The following is a 19,589-nucleotide window of genomic DNA, read 5'->3' as shown; positions in this document are numbered from 1 at the left end:
AAACAACAGCATCAAATTCACTCCCGAGGGAGGTAAGATCGAAGTGAAGTGCATGGCGAAAGATGCACACATTCAAATGCAGGTAATAGATACAGGGGTAGGTATGACTGCTGAAAAGCTCGATGGACTTTTTGAGCTAAAAGATAAAAAAAGCACCTATGGCACCTCCGGTGAAAAAGGGCTTGGTCTGGGGCTGCAGCTGGTGCATGAGTTTGTGATGATGAACAAGGGCGTGATCAAAGTGCACAGCACAGAAGGAAAAGGGACCACATTTGATATGTTATTTCCCCGTCATCAGGATGTGGAGGTCACTGTAGCAGATGACGCAGTATTAGATACTATCAAATGATAGTATTTATTGCAAGAAGTAAGGTGAGGCAGGTACATTTTCACTATTTTGGAAAAAATTTTTTATTCACCGTTAAAACCTTATTCAAATGTCAACTAAAACAATTCAGCTTAAGCTCGATGGAGAAACGCTCAAATGGAAGAGCGAGCAAACAGACTGGCAAGATGTTACACCTGATTCCCCGGATACCGGGTTGAACGGGGGTGATGACATTAGCTGGGTAGCAGATAGCTCCATTAAGAAAATCAAGATTTCTCCAAAACAGAGTAAAATTTTGAAGCAAGTAAATGGAGATGATACCAGCAACCCTGTAGGTGTGGCTAACACTGATATTGGCAGTCCTGTATCCGAAAAGTACACCATTCGGGTAAAACCCGATGGGGGTGGGGGCTATCTCGATTTTGATCCGAAAATCCATTATCCAGCCGATTAAGAATCGAATGCATTTTAAAAACTCAAACAACACAATCCTTTTTCAGAGTGCCTCGTTTCGGGGTACTCTTTTTGGTTGCTTATTGCTGCTGTCCTGCTCACTATGGGGGCAGTCAGTAAAGTCTAATGACCTGGAGGTCTTATTAGATTCCGTCTCGGAAGAAACCAATATCGGGGACAAGCTATTGTTAGCCAAAACTATTGCAGATCGGGCTCGATCCGGGAACGAATCCTATTATTTACAAAAGGCTCTGCTATATCAGGGAGGTGCTTACACGCAGCTGGGGGCCACCGAAAAGGCCTTGAAATGCCTGGTAGAGGGGGCTCAGATTGCCGAAAATTTGGGGCTTACTTCCGAGTTGGGCGAGTTTTATGGCCAAATTTCCAATGTATATACTCTGGTAGGGGACTTGTCGGTTTCGCTGAGTTATCAAAAAAAAGCACTTCATATATTCCAGTCTGAAGAGGATGTCTTTTCAGAAGGGCTTGCCTCCATCAATATCGGCTATGACTATTACACCCTGGGGCAGTTGGACAGTGCGAGTTTTTACAGCCAAAAGGCCCGGGAGCTCATGAGCAAAGTGGGGTTTGACAGGGGCGTGGCCTATGCTATAGGCAATGAGGCTCTGGTGCTGTGGAAGAGAGGAGCCTATGAGCAAGCCACCAATGATTTACTGCAGGCCATTGCTATTCTCAAGGAGGAGGAAGATGCCTATGCCGTGTCGGATTACCTGATCAAACTGGGAGAATTAAAATTTGAAATAGGAGCAGTACAGGCAGCACGGGAAAAAGTGGAAGAGGCATTGGCTATTTCAAAAGCCGAAGGGTTGCATGAGCAGTTGCGAGATGGGAACTTGCTTTTGAGTAAAATCCTGGAGAAGCAAACCTTGTTTGAGCAAGCGATGTACCATGCGTTTTTGTACATGAACTACAAAGACAGCATCCAAAATATGGAAAAGCTCAATGAGCTGGCGGACTTGCGCACGGAATACGAAGTAGGGCAAAAGCAAACAGAAGTAGACTTGCTCACCGCCGAAAAGAAAACGCAACAGGTAGTCATGCTGGCGATAGCCGTATTGGCACTGGTCTTACTGGTACTGGGAATCATTATTTACCGGTTTTACCGCGAAAAATCTAAAATCAATGTGGAGCTCAATCGCTTGATCCAGACTAAAGATCGCTTTTTCTCCATCATTTCACATGACCTGCGAGGACCTATCAGCAGCTTTCAGGGGGTCAGTCGAATGATCAAGTTTTTGGCCATAGGCAAGCAAACAGATCAGCTCATAGAACTAGCCGATGATGTGAGCGACTCGGCTTCCAAACTCTCCGGCTTGCTGGACAACCTGCTCACCTGGGCGCTACAGCAAAAGGGACATTTTCCTTACAAGCCGGAACCTGTGGCTTGTCAGGGTGCCGTGCAGGAGGTGTTGGGTACGCTAAAAGCCACCGCAGAGTCCAAAAACATCACATTGGCTGCGGATGTGCCAGCCGAGTTGCAGTTTTGGGTAGATCGTAACAGTACCCTGACCATCATTCGCAACCTGGTCAACAACAGCATCAAATTCACTCCCGAGGGAGGTAAGATCGAAGTGAAGTGCATGGCGAAAGATGCACACATTCAAATGCAGGTAATAGATACAGGGGTAGGCATGCCTGCCGAAAAGCTTGATGGTCTTTTTGAGCTAAAAGATAAAAAAAGCACTTATGGCACCTCCGGTGAAAAAGGGCTTGGATTGGGCTTGCAGCTGGTGCATGAGTTTGTAATGATGAACAAGGGCGTGATCAAAGTGCGGAGCACAGAAGGGGTAGGGACCACCTTCGATATGTTGTTTCCCCGTCATCAGGATGCGGAAGTCACAGAGGAGAATAAGGCAGTTTTAGATACTATCAAGTGAAAGGAATTATGTGAGTGTTGCCATTGACAGTAGCTGCAATTTCATTATTTTGGGTGAAATAATTTTTTTTCACCGTTAAAACGCTAACTGATTATGGCACATTACGCCGTTGTAAACATCCTCAAGTACGAGAACAACAAGCTTTATTTTTCTGATGATGACAGCACCTGGGACGAAATCGGTCCTCATACAATCACAGGTTACCCCAAGCAAAACGAGCTGATGATTTGGTTTGCCGGACCTGGAGTAGACAAGATTACAGGGATTGATTTTGATAGCGATGATGATTTTGTAAATCCTCCAAGGTCCAAGTTTGGTAAGCGACTCTGGTTTGTCAAAGTAAAACCAAACGCCACGGTAGGAGACGAGCCTAAGTACACCATCCGCTTCAAAGATGAAGCTGGGAATGAAGTAGAGATTGATCCGAAAGTGAAAGTCAAACCAGCTGGAGGTGGATGATCTGTTCGAGGCTCAGTCTTTTTATCATTTTATTAATTACAACACTATTATCTTCTGCACAAGATAAAAGGGTGTTTGATAGTTTAGAGTTGATCTATAAGACTCACCGCTCAACTGATTCGGATTTTGAAATCCTGAATCAGTTGGCTTTTCATGCCAATAATCCAGATACAAGTCTTTTTTACGCTCGAAAATGTCTCGAATCGTCCTCAGAGAATTATCAAAAGAGCTATTCCTACAGTCATATAGGAAACGCCTTGAGACTGAAGGGGGATTACCTTGCAGCAGTGGATGCCTACCTTACTGCCCTAGATTATGCTGAGACCATAGTTACAAAATCAACTTGTCTATTATCCTTAGCAGACACTTATTCTATTACAGGGAATCACCCCAATGCAGTTAAATATTACCAGCAAGCAATAAGTGGTTTAGAATCTAACCCTGAGCAATTAGCCAATGCTTTAATCAATCTTGGAGATGAGTATTTTAATGTAGGTGTTTTAGATTCGGCACTTCATTATTTTAAGCAAGCAGGTCAACTGTATGAGCAGATTGGGCATGCCACAGGCATAGCCTACAACCTGGGAAATATCGGGTTGGTGTATGCAGAGCAAGGCAAGTCTGATGCTGCCGAAGCAAATATCCAGCAGGCGGTTTCCATGCTGGAAGAAATGGAAGACTATTATGGTATTTCCGTCTACCTCACCTATATGTCCGATATCTACCGTGACAAGGGTGATTTTAGCTCTGCTCAGAAGTATTGTGAACGAAGCCTCCGGCTGGCTGAAAATTACGGGCTCAAGGAGCAAATAAGAGATGCCAGCCTAAAACTCTCCGAGTTGCTGGAGCAGGGTGGAGACATTGCCCGTGCTTATACGCTCCACAAGCAATACGTGGCGTACCGAGATAGCATCAACAATGAAGAAACTATCCAAAAAATAGCGGACCTGCGTACGGAATACGAAGTAGGTCAAAAGCAGGCAGAATTGGATCTGCTCACTGCGCAGCAAAGGATCGAGCGGCTTTTTATGATCGGGATCGCCATACTGGCGGTGATCCTGCTGATGTTGGGAGCGATCATCTTCAAGTTTTATCGGCAGAAGTCCAAAATCAATCTGGAGCTGGAGCGGCTCAATGAAACCAAGGATAAGTTTTTTTCCATCATCTCACATGACCTCCGCGGACCTGTGATGTCATTCATGGGGATTAGCCGGATGATCAAGTTTTTAGTGAAAAACAAAGCCACGGATCAGCTATTGGAAGTAGCTGATGATATAGACAACTCTGTGCAGCGACTGTCCGGTCTGCTGGACAACCTACTCAACTGGGCCATGCAGCAGCAAGGGCATTTTTCGAATGTTCCTGAAAAGATTTCGCTAAGGGAGCTTTGTGAAGACCTTGTAAAAACGCTCGACACCATGGCTCAGGCCAAAAAAATCACTTTGGAAGCCGACATCTCAACCGACATTCATTTGTGGGCGGACCGCAACTCCACCATGACCATCCTGCGCAACCTGGTAAGCAATGCCCTGAAATTTACTCCTGAAGGGGGAAGCGTGCGGCTGTCAGCCACATGTGAGCGCGAATATGCCGTCATTACCATCACTGATACTGGCGTAGGTATTTCGCAGGACAAGCTTCAAAACTTGTTTAGGCTTCAGGCCAAAAAGAGCACCTATGGCACCTCAGGAGAAAAAGGGCTTGGCCTTGGTTTACAGCTAGTTCATGAGTTTGTGGAGATGAACGGCGGACTCATAGGTGTGCACAGCAAAGAAGGAGAAGGTACCACTTTTACAGTCAAAATTCCCGTTTACGAGCACGTTCAGGATACCACGTCAGTGCCTTCGTAAAATTATCTTCTGTTTCATTCATTTATCCCGATGATTACTTTTGCCAGTAGATTTTTGGTAGTAGGTTTACTTTACAACCAAACTGACGGTGGGAGGTCTGATCCGCAAGCCTTTTTGCCGTTGTAGCGCCTACCTAATTGTAACTAACTGCGAATGTTCAGCAAATTGCGATATCTATTGCTTTACCTGATAGTGCTTTTGGTAAGCCCAGTCACTAGCCGGGCGCAAGACCAGGTATTGGCCGATAGCCTGGCCCTAAGACTTGAAAATATCCCTGATTCTGATACGAGTAGACTGTCTGTTTTGGCGCAGATAGCCAACAACCAGACCGACCCCAGGAAAAAACTGGAGTTTGCAAACATGCTGGTGAAAGAGGCTACGACACATAAAAGCCCCTATTATCAGCACCATGCTTATCTAAATGAAGGTCAGGCCTATCGATTGATGGGTGATTTTGATGTGGCCATATATGCTTTGTTTAAAGCATTGAATTTTGCCGAAAAGGCGGGATATGAAAGAGGAGTAGCAGCCTCCAATACAGCCCTGGCAGATGTGCATTCTCTAGTGGGCAATCACAATGATGCCGTACTTTACTATAAAAAAGCCCTGACACAGCTACAAGGGCAAAACTCTCGCTTGCAGGCACTTACTCTGCTGAATCTGGGAGATGAGTATTACATGTCAAAAATGTATGATTCGGCGCTAGTGTGCTTTGAGCGATCCAAGGCGATCTATGAGCAGCTGGGAGATGATTCATCTGGCTTAGCTTACAATCTTGGAAATATTGGGCTGGTAAAAGCTGAGCAGGGAGAGTTGGAAGAGGCAGAACGCAACGTAAGAGATGCCATAGAGCAACTGAAAGCGCATCAGGATCATTACGGCATAGCGATTTTCCTCACTTATATGGCGGAAATATATCAGCGCAAAGGACTCCTCAATGGAGCCAGGAGCTTTGCTGACTCTAGCATGCGCATTTCTAAGCGGTATGGACTGAAAAATGAGATCAGAGACAATAGTCTGCGGCTGGCAGATATCTACGCCATGAGTTCGGATTACGAAACGGCTTATAAATTTCACCAGCAGTATGTGGAGCTAAAAGACAGCATAGCCAATGATGAGCTCTACAACCGCATGGAAAACCTGGAAAGTGCTTTTGAGCTCGCCAAAAAGCAAGGAGAAGTAGACCTGCTGAAGGCACGACAGAAAAACCAGCAGATTATCATTACCACGGCCATTATCGTGACCATCATTCTGACCCTCCTGGCCATAGTGATTTTTAGATACTACCGGGCCAAGGCCAAAATCAATAAAGTACTGGAAGAGCAAAAGCGCTCGCTGGAGTCGCTCAATGAGACTAAAGACAAGTTTTTCTCGATCATCTCTCATGATTTGCGGGGCCCCATCAATTCTTTTCATGGCATCAGTCACATGATCAAGCACTTTGTGAAAACCAAAGACACGGACCAGCTGCTGGAGGTGGCTGATGACATAGACCGATCTGTGGATCGCCTGTCCAATTTGCTGGACAACCTGCTCAACTGGGCCATGCAGCAGCAGGGGCAGTTTCCTTACGTACCGGAAAAGCTATCCTTTAATGAAGTGGCCGCAGATCTGCTGAATATTTTTGCCAATATGGCCAAAGGCAAGCAGGTGCGGCTGATCAATGATTTACAGGGAGAAATGACCCTATGGGCCGATCGCAATACCACGCAGACGATTTTTAGAAACCTGATCAGTAATGCGCTGAAGTTTACTCCTCCAGGAGGTCAGGTCAAGGTCAGTGGCCACTGCGAAGAAGAAAAAGCGGTGATCAGGGTAAGTGATACAGGGGTAGGGATGTCTGTGGCCAAGCTCAACAAACTCTTCGAGGTACATGGCGAAAAGAGTACTTTTGGTACGGCTGGTGAGAAAGGCCTGGGGCTTGGACTACTGCTGGTGCAGGAGTTTGTGGAGATGAATGGCGGACATATAGAAGTGCAGAGTACACCTCACGAAGGCACCGCATTTACCGTTAAGCTTCCATTGTTTGAGAAGCACGCCGAGCTGCAGGAAAGTCAGTAGTGTTATTTTATTTTTTTCAGATCTACTTCATCGAAAAAGATGTCGTGGTTTGGAACATCAAACTTTAGCCCGATCGGTTTAAGGTTGTTGTCCAATAAAAACTGCACGGTGCCAAAATCAAACCAGGCATGCGTCTCGTCCCAGTTGATTTGCCAGATGTCATAGTGCCAGTGAGTAAGCGTAGCAGAAAGTGCTGGTGCATTTTCAAATTCCATCCTCAAGGATGATTCCTGCGAACTGATTTTCACATTACCGTGCATTCCGGAGGAGTAGGTGCCGGCATAGTATTCCGGAGCATGTGTAGGTTCGGTTTTCTTTTTCCGTTTCTTTTTGCTTTGGGTGATAGGCTTGGCTTGTTCTTCGTTCTTTTTTCTTTTGGCCAGAGCCTCTCCAGCCCAGTCTTTTTCGGGGTTATCCAGATATTTGTCTGCTATGTAGAGCGCTAGTTGCCCACCTATACCCTTCATGCTGTTGGTAAGCACCACAATGCCCAGGTTGAGTTCGGGTAGCAATGCCACTCTGGAGTACATGCCGTCATACCCTCCGCTATGAGAGATTATGCGGCTCGTTCCGTAGTTAGATACGCCCCAGCCCAATCCATACCCTCGAAATTGCACCCCTGGATGCTTTTCTCTGTCTTCCCCACTCACTGTGAAATTTCTTCGAGGCGTCCAGAGGATGTCTTGCTGATCAGAAGGAATGATGGTATCTCCGTTGAAAACACCTGCCTGCAGATTCGCTAGCAGCCACTGGTTCATATCTGCTACACTGCTAATGATGCCGCCTGCTGCTCCCATATTGTCCCAGTTTACCCAGGGAATTACTTCTTGCTTGTCTTCGTAAGGCTTGTGAGGCATGGCATAGTTGCCTTTGGCTTTTAAGTCGTTGGTGGAAGTGATGGTCCGTTTCATATCTAGTGGATCAAAAAATGTCTGCTTGACAAACTCACTCCACGGCTGCCCTGATACTTCCCGGATCACCTCACCAGCCGTAATAAACATCAGGTTGGAGTATCCAAAGCCATCTCTAAAGCCAAAAGCTTGGGGTACGTATTTGATTTTTTTAATTACTTCCGGAGCTGTAAGCTCACTTTTGTACCACATCAGGTCCCCGGAAAAAGTGCCGAGCCCTACTCGGTGGCAGAGGAGGTCTTCTATCGTGGTATTTGCAGTGACGTATGGGTCATAAAGCTCAAAATAGGGTAGTATGTCCTGAACCTTGTCTTTCCATGAAAGCGAATCACGTGCTACCAGCACAGCCAGAGCAGTAGCAATGTATGCTTTGGTGTTGGATGCAATAGCAAACAGGGTGTGTTCATCTACCAGGTCGGGTTTTCCAAGCGCTTTTACGCCATAGCCTTTGCTCAGAACTACTTCTCCATCTTTTACAATGCCCACTGCCAATCCCGGAATCTGCCAGTCCCTTTGGGCGTTGGCAATGTACTGATCGATGCGGTCAATGTCTGGTTGTGCGGCAGCACTCCAGGTGATGCCTACTGTGAGTAGTAGAGAAAAAAGCGTTTTCATGAGGGGTGGAGTTATTCCTGAGTTTGTAGGTCGTTGAGTATTTGGGTGACGATATCTTCTGGAGCCTGATCGATATTTACCTCGATGACCCCTTTGGGTACTTCCAGAGTGTCTATCTGACTATCCAGTAGTGATTTGCTCATAAAATGCCCTTTGCGTTCACTCATGCGTTGGGCGATGACCTCTCTGCTGCCATTGAGGAAAACCCACAGATGGTTACGGTCTGGGTCCAGTACGTCACGGTAGCTGGTTTTCAAGGCCGAGCAAGCCAGTACAATGTGTGGGCGTTCTAGTTGCTGTTGTAGTGTTTTGAGCCAGGGCAGCCTGTCTTCATCAGTTAGCGGGGTGCCGGCGGCCATTTTTTCTTTATTGCTTTTTGGGTGAAAGTCGTCTGCATCCAGAAACTCCAGGTCTAGCTCGCGGGCGATCATAGAGCCTATTGTGCTCTTACCCGATCCAGATACACCCATGACGATGATGTTTTGTTGCATGGCCGGAATTTAGCTAAATCTGGAAAAGCGCACAAATAAGGAAGGTTATCGAATTGCTGGTTTTGTGTCACGTGTGCCAATCGATAGAAAGTTTGGTGGCGAAATTTGATGAAGTGCGCTCAGGGTAATAGAGTGGTAGGTGGTAAAATTTTGTCCAAATTATATTTCGAATACCTATGTAAAAAGTTTTGTATTCCGTAGATTTATTTTGGCAGTGAATGTACAGCTTTTGGATTGTTTCTTACGGCTGCATATACAGCTCAAATTGTGAGATTTACAACTATGCATGGAGCTGGCTATGAATCCCTCAAACACTTCGGGTTGTGCCTGTCATCATTTAACTTAGCGCCCCAACATTTTGGATGCAAGCAGGTTGATCAGCAGATGATAACATTTTTGGTATTTCTTCCCTTCCTTTTAGGCTTCGTGGTGATCGGAGTGTACGCCGAGCGTAAAATCGCCGGATTCGTACAAAACCGCCTCGGCCCCACTGAAGTAGGTCCTATTGGGTTGTTGCAGACGGTGGCGGATCTGGTCAAAATGCTGCAAAAAGAAGATGTGAGGCCAAAGGCTATAGATAAGCCACTTTTTCTGGTAGCGCCCATTGTCATTTTCGTTTCCATTTTTGCTGGTTTTGCAGCACTCCCCCTTACAGAAGGTGTAGATGGCGCCGGTTTTTCGGTAGGCGTGTTTTACTTGCTCGCTATTGTATCCATAGACGTGCTAGGTGTGCTGATGGCAGGATGGGGATCCAATAACAAATACTCGCTCTATGGAGCTATGCGTGCTGCAGCTCAGATTGTTTCTTATGAGATACCTCTTGGGCTGTCGGTGCTATGTGTGGTCATGTATGGCCAGAGTTTGGACCTTCAGCAGCTTTCCATTCAGCAAGGGGTTTTATCTGATGCTCCGGCATACTTTCTAGGAGTCAAAGGATGGGATGTGTCAGAAGTTGGAGGGTTTTTGACCTGGAATGTCTTCACCATGCCGGTCTTGTGGGTAGCGTTTTTGATCTTTTTTATTGCCGGACTGGCCGAATCTAACCGGGTTCCGTTTGACTTGCCAGAGTCGGAATCTGAGCTAATAGGTGGATATCATACGGAATATAGTGGTTTCAGATGGGGGGTGTTTATGCTGTCTGAGTATGCCATGATGCTGCTGGTGTCACTGTTGGCGGCTATATTGTTTTTGGGTGGATGGAATACCCCACTGCCAAATATTGGAGGACTACAGCTGGCCACATATACAACAGGTCCTGTATGGGGTGCATTTTGGCTTGCAGGCAAAGGGCTCTTTCTGATTTTCTTACAAATGATGATCCGCTGGACTTATCCACGATTGCGGGTAGACCAGCTTATGAATCTGTCTTGGAAATACCTCACACCGGCCGCTATTCTGTTGTTGTTTATTGTAGGGATTTGGAAACTGTGGATGCTATGAGTGCCTATTTTCAAAATATCAAACAGGCGTTTTCTTCAATGACTGAAGGGCTTAAGCTGACTTTCCGCTATTTGGCGGATGCCCGAAAGTCCAGAACACCGATAGGGGTGGCAGACGAGACCTATTTTGAGCAGGACAAGGGGATTGTCACGCTGGAGTACCCGTATGAGTCGCTGCCCGTGCCAGACAATGCCCGCTACAGGCTGCACAATGAGATAGATGACTGTATCGTATGCGATAAGTGCGCGAAGGTATGTCCTGTAGATTGTATAGATATTGACGCCATTCGGGCTCCCGAGAGTTTTGGTGAGACGTCTGATGGCACGCCCAAGCGTATCCATGCGGCGAAGTTTGACATAGACATGAGCAAGTGCTGCTTTTGTGGTCTGTGTACCACTGTATGTCCTACTGAGTGTCTCACCATGACGAAGGTGTACGATTTTAGTGAGTTTGATGTGGAGGACCATGTGTATTCTTTTGCCAACATGAGTCTCACAGAGATAGCTCAAAAGCGCCAGGAACTAGAGGCTTACGAGGCAGAAAAGGCAGCAAAGAAGGCCGCTGCCACTGCTGCCAAACCAGCTGCAAAGCCGGCGGTAAGGCCGAAACCAGTAGGAGGGAAGCCAGCTGTAAAACCAGCACTCAAGCCGAAACCAGCAGGAAGTGCATCAGCTGGCGATACTAAGCCTGCAATGAAGCCCAAGCCTGCCAAACCTAAGATATCTGGAAAGTCCGGCGGGGACGCGGCTTCCACTCCAAAACCTGCTAAACCGAAAATGGCTAAGCCGGTGATGAAGCCGAAAGTGCAGGATAAGGAGAGTGATGATGCCGAAAAGCCTAAGGCTAAAAAGCCCGTTGTAAAGCCGAAAATGGCCAAGCCAGTCATGAAGCCAAAAGTGCAGGCTAGTTCTGAGGAAGTGCCCAAAAAGCCTTCTGCGAAAAAGCCAGTGGTAAAACCCAGGGTAAAACCAGTGGTAAAGCCTAAAGCGGAAGAGGAAAAATCTGCTGCGGATAAGCCTAAGCCCAAAAAACCGGTGATTAAGCCGAAAATACAAGCTAAGAAGTCTGCAGAGGGAAGTGAAGAGGACAAGCCAAAACCAAAGTATAAACCTCGTCCAGTGATTCGTAAAAAACCGAAAGATGACCATGGCGATCAATAAGCTGTTTTTTTTCTTTTTTGCGGCCATGACTGTACTGCCGGTGATTTACATCCTTTTTACTGGCAATATCGTGAGATCTGCATTTGCCCTGGTGGTGTCGCTACTGGGTGTGGCTGCGCTGTACGTATTGCTGCAAGCCGAAGTGATGGCCGTAGTGCAGTTGCTGATATATGCAGGAGGGATCATCGTATTGCTGCTCTTTGGGATCATGCTTACACGTCGGCTGAGTGAGGAAGGCGTATTTGCGGGGCATCGAGGTGTGGTAATAGGCGCACTAATGGCGCTGATGCTTTTCGGAATGCTCGTGCGATTGATCCTGGGATCGGGACTCGAGTTCGAGACCGCAGCTCCAGTCACCGATCAGGTGGCACATGTGGGTATAGCATTTCTTACAGACCATATAGTAGCCTTTGAGCTAGTGGCTTACCTACTGCTGGTGGCACTGGTAGGGGCGGCATTTTTAGCCAAAAAATCTGATAAAGCATGACAGCTATTCCATTGACATATTACCTGGTAGTAGCGGCCTTTTTATTATGTGCTGGTCTTTTGATTGTGCTTACCAAGAAAAATGCCATCATGGTGCTGATCGGCATAGAGCTCATGCTCAATGCCGCCAACTTAAACCTGGTAGCTTTTTCAAGAAATGACCCACAGCTCAATGGGCAGGTTTTTGCCATTTTCTCTGTGGTACTTGCTGCCGCGGAGGTAGCCATTGCGCTTGCTATTTTGCTGAATATTTATAGAAAGTACAACTCGTCTGACCTGGACGATCTAAATACGCTAGAACACTGATGAGCAATCCAGCGATACATTTGACATTGGTGCTACTCTTGCCCCTGGCAGGTGGGATACTCACTTATCTCAGTGGTCAGTCGATGGTACGGCGCACGGCTTTGGTGGGCATGGTGCCTGGTTTGATCGCTGCAGGCATGCTGTTATTCATGAGCAATGACTCGTCAATCACTATTCGATTTGATTGGCTACCGGGCCATTCGCTCGGCTGGCAAGTGGATCATGTATCAGCAGTGCTTATTGCTTTAGTTTATTTTATATCCTTTTTGGTGCACTTGTTTTCATTGCACTACCTCCAGCATGACCCATCCATCCATCGGTACTTTGCCAAACTCGGCTTTTTTACGACTTCCATGTTGGGGCTACTGGCAGCGGACCATTTGCTGCTTGTCTTTGTTTTTTGGGAGCTTGTAGGATTTTCATCTTATCTGCTCATTGGGTTTTGGTTTAGCCAGGAGGACAAAGCTAAAAGTGCCCGTGAGGCTTTTATGGTCAATCGGGTAGCGGATGCGGGCTTACTAATAGGTGTTATTCTAATGGTGATGGTCCTCGATCAGCCGTTTTTATCCGAACTATCCGCCGTGTCTTCCAGTCCTCTGGTACATCTTGCAGGCATTGGGTTATTGATCGGTGCATTGGGTAAGTCAGCGCAGTTTCCATTTTTTGGCTGGTTGCCAAAAGCTATGGCTGGCCCTACGCCGGTTTCTGCTCTGATACATGCCGCTACTATGGTGGCAGCAGGTGTGTATCTGTTGTTTAGAGTGGTGCCCGTATTGTCTCCACTGGTAATGGGCCTGGCGGCTATTCTGGGGGCGGTAACGGCCCTTATGGCGGCTATTGCAGCGCTCACTCAGCACGACATCAAAAAAGTATTGGCGTACTCCACCATTTCTCAGCTAGGATACATGGTATTGGGCGTGGGAGTAGGAGCTTATCAGGCTTCGCTTTTTCACTTGTGGACACATGCCTTTTTCAAAGCGGGCTTGTTCATGGCTGCAGGTGCTGTGATCCATTATTTTCATGAGCTCCGGCATGACGACCATGAGTTTGATGGGCAAGACATGCGCAACATGGGTGGCCTAAGGAAGGTACTTCCCGTTACGCATTTGGTCTATCTCCTCTGTGGGCTGGCACTCTCTGGGTTGCCATTTTTCTCGGGCTTCTTATCGAAAGAGGGCATTTTGTCCGGTGCCTGGATCTGGGCATCACAGACAGGTCTATGGGCCTATGTTGTCACGGATATGGCATTTATTACGGCCTTTTTGACTCCCCTTTATGTGGGGAGACAGATACTCCTGGTGTTTTATGGTGAGCCGCGTACGGTAGTGGAGCGGCTTCAAGGAATGGAGCCTCTTTGGAAAGTAAAGCTTCCGCTGCTGCTGCTGGCCATTGCTTCGGTTTGGGTATTTAGTGCCATCAACCCTTTCAATCCTACAGGCTGGTGGTTGAATGCCTACCTGTTTTCAAATGACATATTTCGTGCGCCGGAGGGCTTTGATTACATCGAAAAGCTGACATTTGGATTGTCTGTGGTCTTGTCGGCAGGAGGTCTGCTGGTGAGCTACTGGTATTTTAGACCTTCCAGATCTCAGGCCTATAGCAATGCAGGAGTACCTCAAACGTGGTATGGCCGGTTGTCCTATCGGGGGTGGTTTATGGCGGAGGTTTATGCGGCTTTGGCCAAAGTGTATGACGCGCTGGTGATGCTATCTGCCTGGTTTGATCGGAAGGTGATAGACAAAGCAGTGAACGCCGTGGGGGTGGCGAGTGTGGTATTGAGCAAAGCGGCTGCTATTTTTGATCGGGAGATCATAGATGGCCTGGTCAATTTGATGGCCTGGCTGGCCAATCTGGTTGGCAGGCTGTTTACGGGAATACAATCCGGAAAGGTACAGCACCAGTTGGTGTGGATGATGGTGGTATTGCTGGCGATATTGCTGTGGTTTCAATTTTGAGAAAATAAATGATGACGAATTACCTGCTTAGTTGGTTGATTTTTTTGCCCTTTGGGGCAGCTCTTGTCATTGGGCTTATCCCTGACAAGCAAAAATTTCTGATCAAATCCGTAGCGCTGGCAGCCACTATTTGTCAGTTGATAATGGGTGGCTTGCTGTTTGTAGGCTTCAATGGCGGGGTAAAGCCTGAGTCATGGGCCACAGCTTTTCAGTTTGTGGAGCACCTGGACTGGATATCCCTTCAGTTGGGGGATTTTGGCAAGCTGCAAGTCGCATATTTTGTAGGAGTAGATGGTATCAGTATGCCGCTGATCGTTTTGAGTGCATTGCTCCTAGTGATCGGGGTGATCTCTTCGTGGACGGTCCAGCACAAGGTCAAAGGATACTTTATCCTGTACCTCATCCTGAGTGGTAGTCTCATAGGGTGTTTTGCTGCATTGGATTTCTTCCTCTTTTATGTCTTCTTCGAGTTTATGCTACTGCCAATGTTTTTCCTGATTGGCATCTGGGGAGGCCCGCGCAGGTCATATGCATCCATTAAGTTTTTTCTTTACACGCTTTTAGGATCACTGTTTATTCTGATCGTGATGATAGGGCTGTACCTGTCTGTAGGTACAGTGGATCAGTTTGGTGTGCAGACAAATACCTTTAGTCTGGTAGATATGATGAGTGGTCATTACCTCAGCGATACGGTGTTGGCGCCTGGATCAGAGTATACCATGTGGGGACAGTCGCTTCGGTATCTGGCTTTTGTATTTCTACTGATTGGATTTGCGATTAAGCTGCCTGCGGTGCCGTTTCATACCTGGCTGCCAGATGCACACGTGGAGGCTCCTACGGCTATTTCGGTATTGCTGGCTGGTGTACTACTCAAAGTGGGAGGGTATGGCTTATTTCGAATCTGCTATGCCATTTTCCCGGATATTGCCATTACGATGGCGGAGCCTATTGCCATTCTGGGTACAGTCTCTATCATCTACGGAGGTATGGTGGCCATGGCTCAAAATGATGTAAAAAAGCTGATTGCCTACTCATCGGTGTCTCACATGGGCTTTGTGTTGCTAGGCCTGGCGGCAATAACCGCTGAGGGTGTGGCAGGGTCGTTGTTTCAAATGGTGTCACATGGCTTCATATCAGGGGCGCTGTTCCTCATCGTAGGAGTAGTCTATGACCGTACGCATGATCGGCAAATTGAAAACCTGAGTGGACTTGCTAGTAAGATGCCGCGCTACACCTTCTTTGTGGTGCTCTTTTTCTTTGCATCTCTAGGGCTGCCCGGGCTATCAGGTTTTGTAGGTGAAGTGCTGGTGCTGATGGGAGCCATAGGTGCGGAGAGCATCAATGGGCTGTTTCCTCGATGGATTGGCATGGTGGCTGTGCTGGGGATTATTATTTCAGCTGGCTATTACCTGTGGACCTTGCAGCGCATGTTTTTTGGCAAATATTGGACACGTGAAGCAGATTGGGATGCACGCATGGTAGATATTACAGCCAGAGAATGGGTGATGCTACTGCCATTGGCTATTCTGGTGGTCTTGTTTGGAGTCTTTCCGTCCATCATGTTGGATCCTATCGACAACTCCGTCAGGTTTTTTGTAGAATCGATCCTGGAGCAGGGACAAATGTATCTGAGTAAGTAATGGTGCTGAAGGATCAACTTTCACATATAATCGAAAGCTTATCTCAGGTAGGCTTTGAGATGGTACTCATTGGCGGTTCGCTGCTACTGTTGCTGCTGGGTTTAATAGCAAAGCGATCACTGGTGAGCCAGATTGTATATGTATTGGTACTGGTGCTCGCCATGACCCTGGTGCCTTTGCCCACAGACCTGGGTGTTTGGTTTGGTGGAGCTTTAGCTGTACAAGAGTTAACCTGGCTTTTTCGATTGGTATTTAGCTTTCTAGGAGTGTGGGTGGTGTTTTACCCCACAGCAAACAGGCATCCATTTGAGTATTACTTTTTACTGCTAGCCGTCATTGCAGGAAGTGCATTTATGCTCAGTGCTCAGCACCTGCTGGTAATCTACCTGGCCATAGAGCTCACTTCCTTTGCTTCCTATCTGCTCACCAACTTCAATTTTGAGAAAAGATCTTTTGAGGCAGGAATCAAATACCTGATTTTTGGAGGCACTGCATCCGCTTTAGCGCTTTATGGAGCCTCTTTGATTTATGGGTTTACAGGAACTTTGCTGGTGTCGGAGATGGATTTTGCACTGGTGCAAAACCCAGCCTTGCTCAATGTAGGCCTATTGCTTTTCATAGGAGCCATGTTATTTAAGGTGAGTTTGGTGCCTTTTCATATTTGGGTGCCCACCACCTATCAGGTAGCACCTACTTCTGCGGTGGCCATTCTTTCTGTCATACCTAAGATTGCTGGTTTTGTGCTTTTGCATAGGGTCTTATTGGCTGTAGATGTACATACGCAGTATTGGCTGTATGTGGTGATCGTGGCTGTAGGTATGGCTACTATTGTGATAGGCACTCTGGGAGCGCTCAGGCAAACCAATATCAAGCGAATGATAGCCTACGGAGCTATTGCTCATTCGGGTTTCTTGTTGGGTGCCTTGCTCATCCCGGGAGAAACCGGCGTAGTGGCTTTTGCATGGTATGCACTTGCGTATGGTATTATCAATTTAGTGGCTTTCTATATGGTGTCAGTTTTGGAAGACCGACAGCTGCTAGATGTGAAGGATCTGGCAGGTTTGTCGCGTACCGAAGGTTATTTTGGTGGGTTGATCACGATAGTGATGGTAGCGCTCATAGGATTGCCACCTACAGTAGGCTTCACTATAAAGTTTTACTTGTTTACGGCCTTGTGGGGATGGTATCAGACCGTAGTAGATCCCTGGATTATGGGGTATTTGGTGGTGGCATTGATGAGTGTGGTTTTCTCTTTGTTTTTCTACCTCAAGGTTCCTTATTTCATCTTCCTCAAAGAAAGTGACGGGGATGTTCAGTCAGTAACTAACCCCGGTCAGCGCGTTATCGCAACTATTTTTACACTTGTTCTGTTATGGTTGTTTATTAGCCCGGATATATTGAATAACATTGCAGATAATATTAAATCAATAGCTTGGTAACAATCCATGAGCGACCCTATTAAACACGAATGCGGAGTTGCACTGCTTCGCTTAAGAAAACCTCTCCAGTACTACATAGACACCTATGGATCACCGGCTTACGCAGCCAAAAAGATGTACTTGCTGATGCAAAAACAGCACAACCGCGGCCAGGATGGTGTAGGGGTTGCCAACATCAAAATGGATATGCCACCGGGTACCCGATACATCAGCCGATACCGTACGACAAATCAGCAACCCATAGAGGATATCTTTGGGAAGATCAGTAAAAAATACAACAAGGCTCAAAAGGAAGGGAAGGAGAAGTTTTTCAACGCCCAATGGATGAAGAATAACTATGCCTTCACCGGAGAGGTATGGATGGGGCACTTGCGGTACGGTACTCATGGCAAAAACAACATTGAGAGTTGTCATCCATTTTTGAGGCAAAACAACTGGAGAAGCCGTAACCTGGTAATGGCGGGCAACTTCAACATGACCAATGTGGATGAGCTTTTTGAAAAATTGGTCACTTTGGGTCAGCACCCTAAAGAAGTAGTGGATACCGTTACGGTAATGGAAAAAATCGGTCACTTTCTAGATGAAGCTAATCAGGCCATTTTTGATCAGTATCGGGGAAAGAAAACCAATCAGGAAATCACCGAAATCATTGAAAATGAAATCGACCTAAGGCGTGTGCTGGAAAAGTCGTGTCGTGATTTTGATGGAGGTTATACTATGACCGGTATGGTAGGCTATGGAGCAGCTTTTGTAGCAAGAGATCCAAATGGCATCCGTCCGGCCTACTTTTATGCAGATGATGACGTGGTAGCAGTGGCATCTGAAAAGCCTGCCATTAAAACGACGTTTGAGTGCAACTATGAAGATATACAGGAAATATTGCCTGGTCATGCCCTTATCATAGAAAAAGACGGTAGCTACCGTCAGGAGCCTTATATAGAGCAGCGTGAGAAAAAATCCTGTTCGTTCGAACGTATTTACTTTTCGCGAGGCACTGATCCGGACATCTACAATGAGCGCCGCAAATTAGGGGAGCTACTCATACCGAGTGTGCTCAAAGCTGTAAATAGTGATTTGAAAAACACGGTGTTTAGCTACATCCCTAATACAGCCGAAACATCCTTTTTAGGATTGCTTAGAGGTATTGATAACTACCTGATCAATCAACGGAAAGACATCATTCTGGATCAGAAGCCGAGTGCAGATTCTTTGGAGGAGTTGTTATCCTTCCGTCCACGCGTGGAAAAGCTCGTGCTCAAAGATGCCAAGCTTCGTACGTTTATTACGGATGATGCCCATCGTGATGACCTGGTAGCTCATGTGTATGACACCACTTTTGAGGTGATCAATAAGAAAACGGACACCCTGGTAGTGATCGATGACTCCATCGTGCGTGGTACAACGCTAGAAAAAAGCATTCTGACCCTTCTTGATCGGCTGGAGCCTAAAAAGGTAGTCATCGTTTCGTCTGCTCCACAAATTCGATTTCCGGATTGCTACGGTATAGATATGAGTAAGATGCGCGAATTTGTGGCCTTCAGAGCAGTGCTGGCACTACTAGAGGAGCACAATAAGCAATACTTGCTAGATGAAGTGTATGAAAAATGCCTGGCTGCTTCAGGAGATAAAAATCAGCCCAACTATGTGAAAGAGCTTTACGCTCCATTTACTTATGATGAGGTTTCAGCGAAAATCACTGATATCGTACGGCCAAAAGGAATGAAAGCTGAACTAGAGGTGGTGTACCAAACTGTAGACAACTTACATAAGGCATGTCCAAATCATCTTGGTGACTGGTACTTCACGGGTGACTATCCTACACCAGGGGGCAATCGTGTGGTGAATAAAGCATTTATCAATTACATGAAAGGAGTAGAAGTAAGAGCCTATTAGAAGGCAACTCTCCGCAAATATTATTAAAGCCATGAGACTGTCTCATGGCTTTTTTGTGTGTGCGCCCGGCAGGGCGCAAATACTTGGAGGTGAGTTTTTTTTTTTTTTAAAAAAAAGGGACAAGTCCTCTGTACGCCCGATGAGGGGAAGTACTAGCTGAGCGGCAAGTGTATTGTCTGTGAAGACCTGCATGAAGGAAGCCGA

At 46.7% G+C, this 19,589-nt stretch carries 16 protein-coding genes; 14 read left to right on the top strand and 2 right to left on the bottom strand.

The window, feature by feature from the left end; all coding sequences use genetic code 11:
* The 6 genes from C7460_RS22515 to C7460_RS22490 form a co-directional block, all read left to right on the top strand.
* Positions 1-349 (top strand): sensor histidine kinase (locus C7460_RS22515; RefSeq protein WP_147303069.1); only part of this gene is annotated, 349 nt, incomplete at its 5' end.
* A gap of 88 nt (positions 350-437) precedes the next feature.
* Complete coding sequence (locus tag C7460_RS22510) at positions 438-782, top strand: hypothetical protein (RefSeq protein ID WP_115870405.1); 345 nt, start codon at positions 438-440, stop codon at positions 780-782.
* A gap of 7 nt (positions 783-789) precedes the next feature.
* Positions 790-2,679 carry a tetratricopeptide repeat-containing sensor histidine kinase gene (locus C7460_RS22505; RefSeq protein ID WP_170148153.1) on the top strand — a complete coding sequence of 630 codons (1,890 nt, stop codon included), beginning with the start codon at positions 790-792 and terminating at the stop codon, positions 2,677-2,679.
* Between the two features lie 93 nt (positions 2,680-2,772).
* Positions 2,773-3,138: a hypothetical protein gene (locus C7460_RS22500; protein WP_115870403.1), complete on the top strand. Its 366-nt coding sequence runs from the start codon at positions 2,773-2,775 to the stop codon at positions 3,136-3,138.
* A gap of 71 nt (positions 3,139-3,209) precedes the next feature.
* Positions 3,210-4,988, top strand: coding sequence for a tetratricopeptide repeat-containing sensor histidine kinase (locus C7460_RS22495; RefSeq protein WP_170148152.1), 1,779 nt, complete (start codon positions 3,210-3,212; stop codon positions 4,986-4,988).
* Positions 4,989-5,141: 153 nt separating this feature from the next.
* A complete protein-coding gene (locus C7460_RS22490) occupies positions 5,142-7,049 on the top strand; it encodes a tetratricopeptide repeat-containing sensor histidine kinase (protein WP_115870401.1) in 1,908 nt (635 codons plus the stop codon).
* Positions 7,050-7,051: 2 nt separating this feature from the next.
* Here the strand turns inward: C7460_RS22490 and C7460_RS22485 are convergent, their stop codons facing one another.
* Positions 7,052-8,575: a serine hydrolase gene (locus tag C7460_RS22485; protein WP_115870400.1), complete on the bottom strand. Its 1,524-nt coding sequence runs from the start codon at positions 8,573-8,575 to the stop codon at positions 7,052-7,054.
* Positions 8,576-8,586: 11 nt separating this feature from the next.
* Entirely contained in the window at positions 8,587-9,066 is a 480-nt protein-coding gene (locus tag C7460_RS22480) for a gluconokinase (protein ID WP_115870399.1), read from the bottom strand.
* 384 nt (positions 9,067-9,450) lie between these two features.
* On the opposite strand from C7460_RS22480, the gene nuoH reads away from it, so the two are divergent.
* The 8 genes from nuoH to C7460_RS22440 are packed head-to-tail and all read left to right on the top strand — an operon-like array spanning position 9,451 to position 19,385.
* Entirely contained in the window at positions 9,451-10,506 is a 1,056-nt protein-coding gene (gene nuoH / locus C7460_RS22475) for an NADH-quinone oxidoreductase subunit NuoH (RefSeq protein ID WP_115870398.1), read from the top strand.
* Positions 10,503-11,666 carry a 4Fe-4S binding protein gene (locus tag C7460_RS22470; RefSeq protein WP_115870397.1) on the top strand — a complete coding sequence of 388 codons (1,164 nt, stop codon included), beginning with the start codon at positions 10,503-10,505 and terminating at the stop codon, positions 11,664-11,666. The genes nuoH and C7460_RS22470 overlap by 4 nt, the downstream gene beginning before the upstream one ends.
* Complete coding sequence (locus tag C7460_RS22465) at positions 11,653-12,153, top strand: NADH-quinone oxidoreductase subunit J family protein (RefSeq protein ID WP_170148151.1); 501 nt, start codon at positions 11,653-11,655, stop codon at positions 12,151-12,153. Before C7460_RS22470 ends, C7460_RS22465 begins: the two co-directional genes overlap by 14 nt.
* On the top strand, positions 12,150-12,458 hold the full coding sequence (gene nuoK, locus C7460_RS22460) for an NADH-quinone oxidoreductase subunit NuoK (protein ID WP_115870395.1): 309 nt from the start codon (positions 12,150-12,152) through the stop codon (positions 12,456-12,458). The genes C7460_RS22465 and nuoK overlap by 4 nt, the downstream gene beginning before the upstream one ends.
* Positions 12,458-14,413: an NADH-quinone oxidoreductase subunit 5 family protein gene (locus C7460_RS22455; protein ID WP_115870394.1), complete on the top strand. Its 1,956-nt coding sequence runs from the start codon at positions 12,458-12,460 to the stop codon at positions 14,411-14,413. Before nuoK ends, C7460_RS22455 begins: the two co-directional genes overlap by 1 nt.
* 8 nt (positions 14,414-14,421) lie before the next feature.
* Positions 14,422-16,053: a complex I subunit 4 family protein gene (locus C7460_RS22450; RefSeq protein WP_170148150.1), complete on the top strand. Its 1,632-nt coding sequence runs from the start codon at positions 14,422-14,424 to the stop codon at positions 16,051-16,053.
* Complete coding sequence (locus C7460_RS22445) at positions 16,053-17,492, top strand: NADH-quinone oxidoreductase subunit N (RefSeq protein WP_115870392.1); 1,440 nt, start codon at positions 16,053-16,055, stop codon at positions 17,490-17,492. Before C7460_RS22450 ends, C7460_RS22445 begins: the two co-directional genes overlap by 1 nt.
* Positions 17,493-17,498: 6 nt before the next feature.
* On the top strand, positions 17,499-19,385 hold the full coding sequence (locus C7460_RS22440; protein ID WP_115870391.1) for an amidophosphoribosyltransferase: 1,887 nt from the start codon (positions 17,499-17,501) through the stop codon (positions 19,383-19,385).
* Positions 19,386-19,589 lie beyond the last annotated feature (204 nt).

It is taken from the genome of Marinoscillum furvescens DSM 4134, assembly GCF_003386095.1.
Taxonomy (GTDB): domain Bacteria; phylum Bacteroidota; class Bacteroidia; order Cytophagales; family Cyclobacteriaceae; genus Marinoscillum; species Marinoscillum furvescens.
Note: the sequence above shows the minus strand (reverse complement) of the source record. Positions and strands in the feature narration are given on the sequence as shown.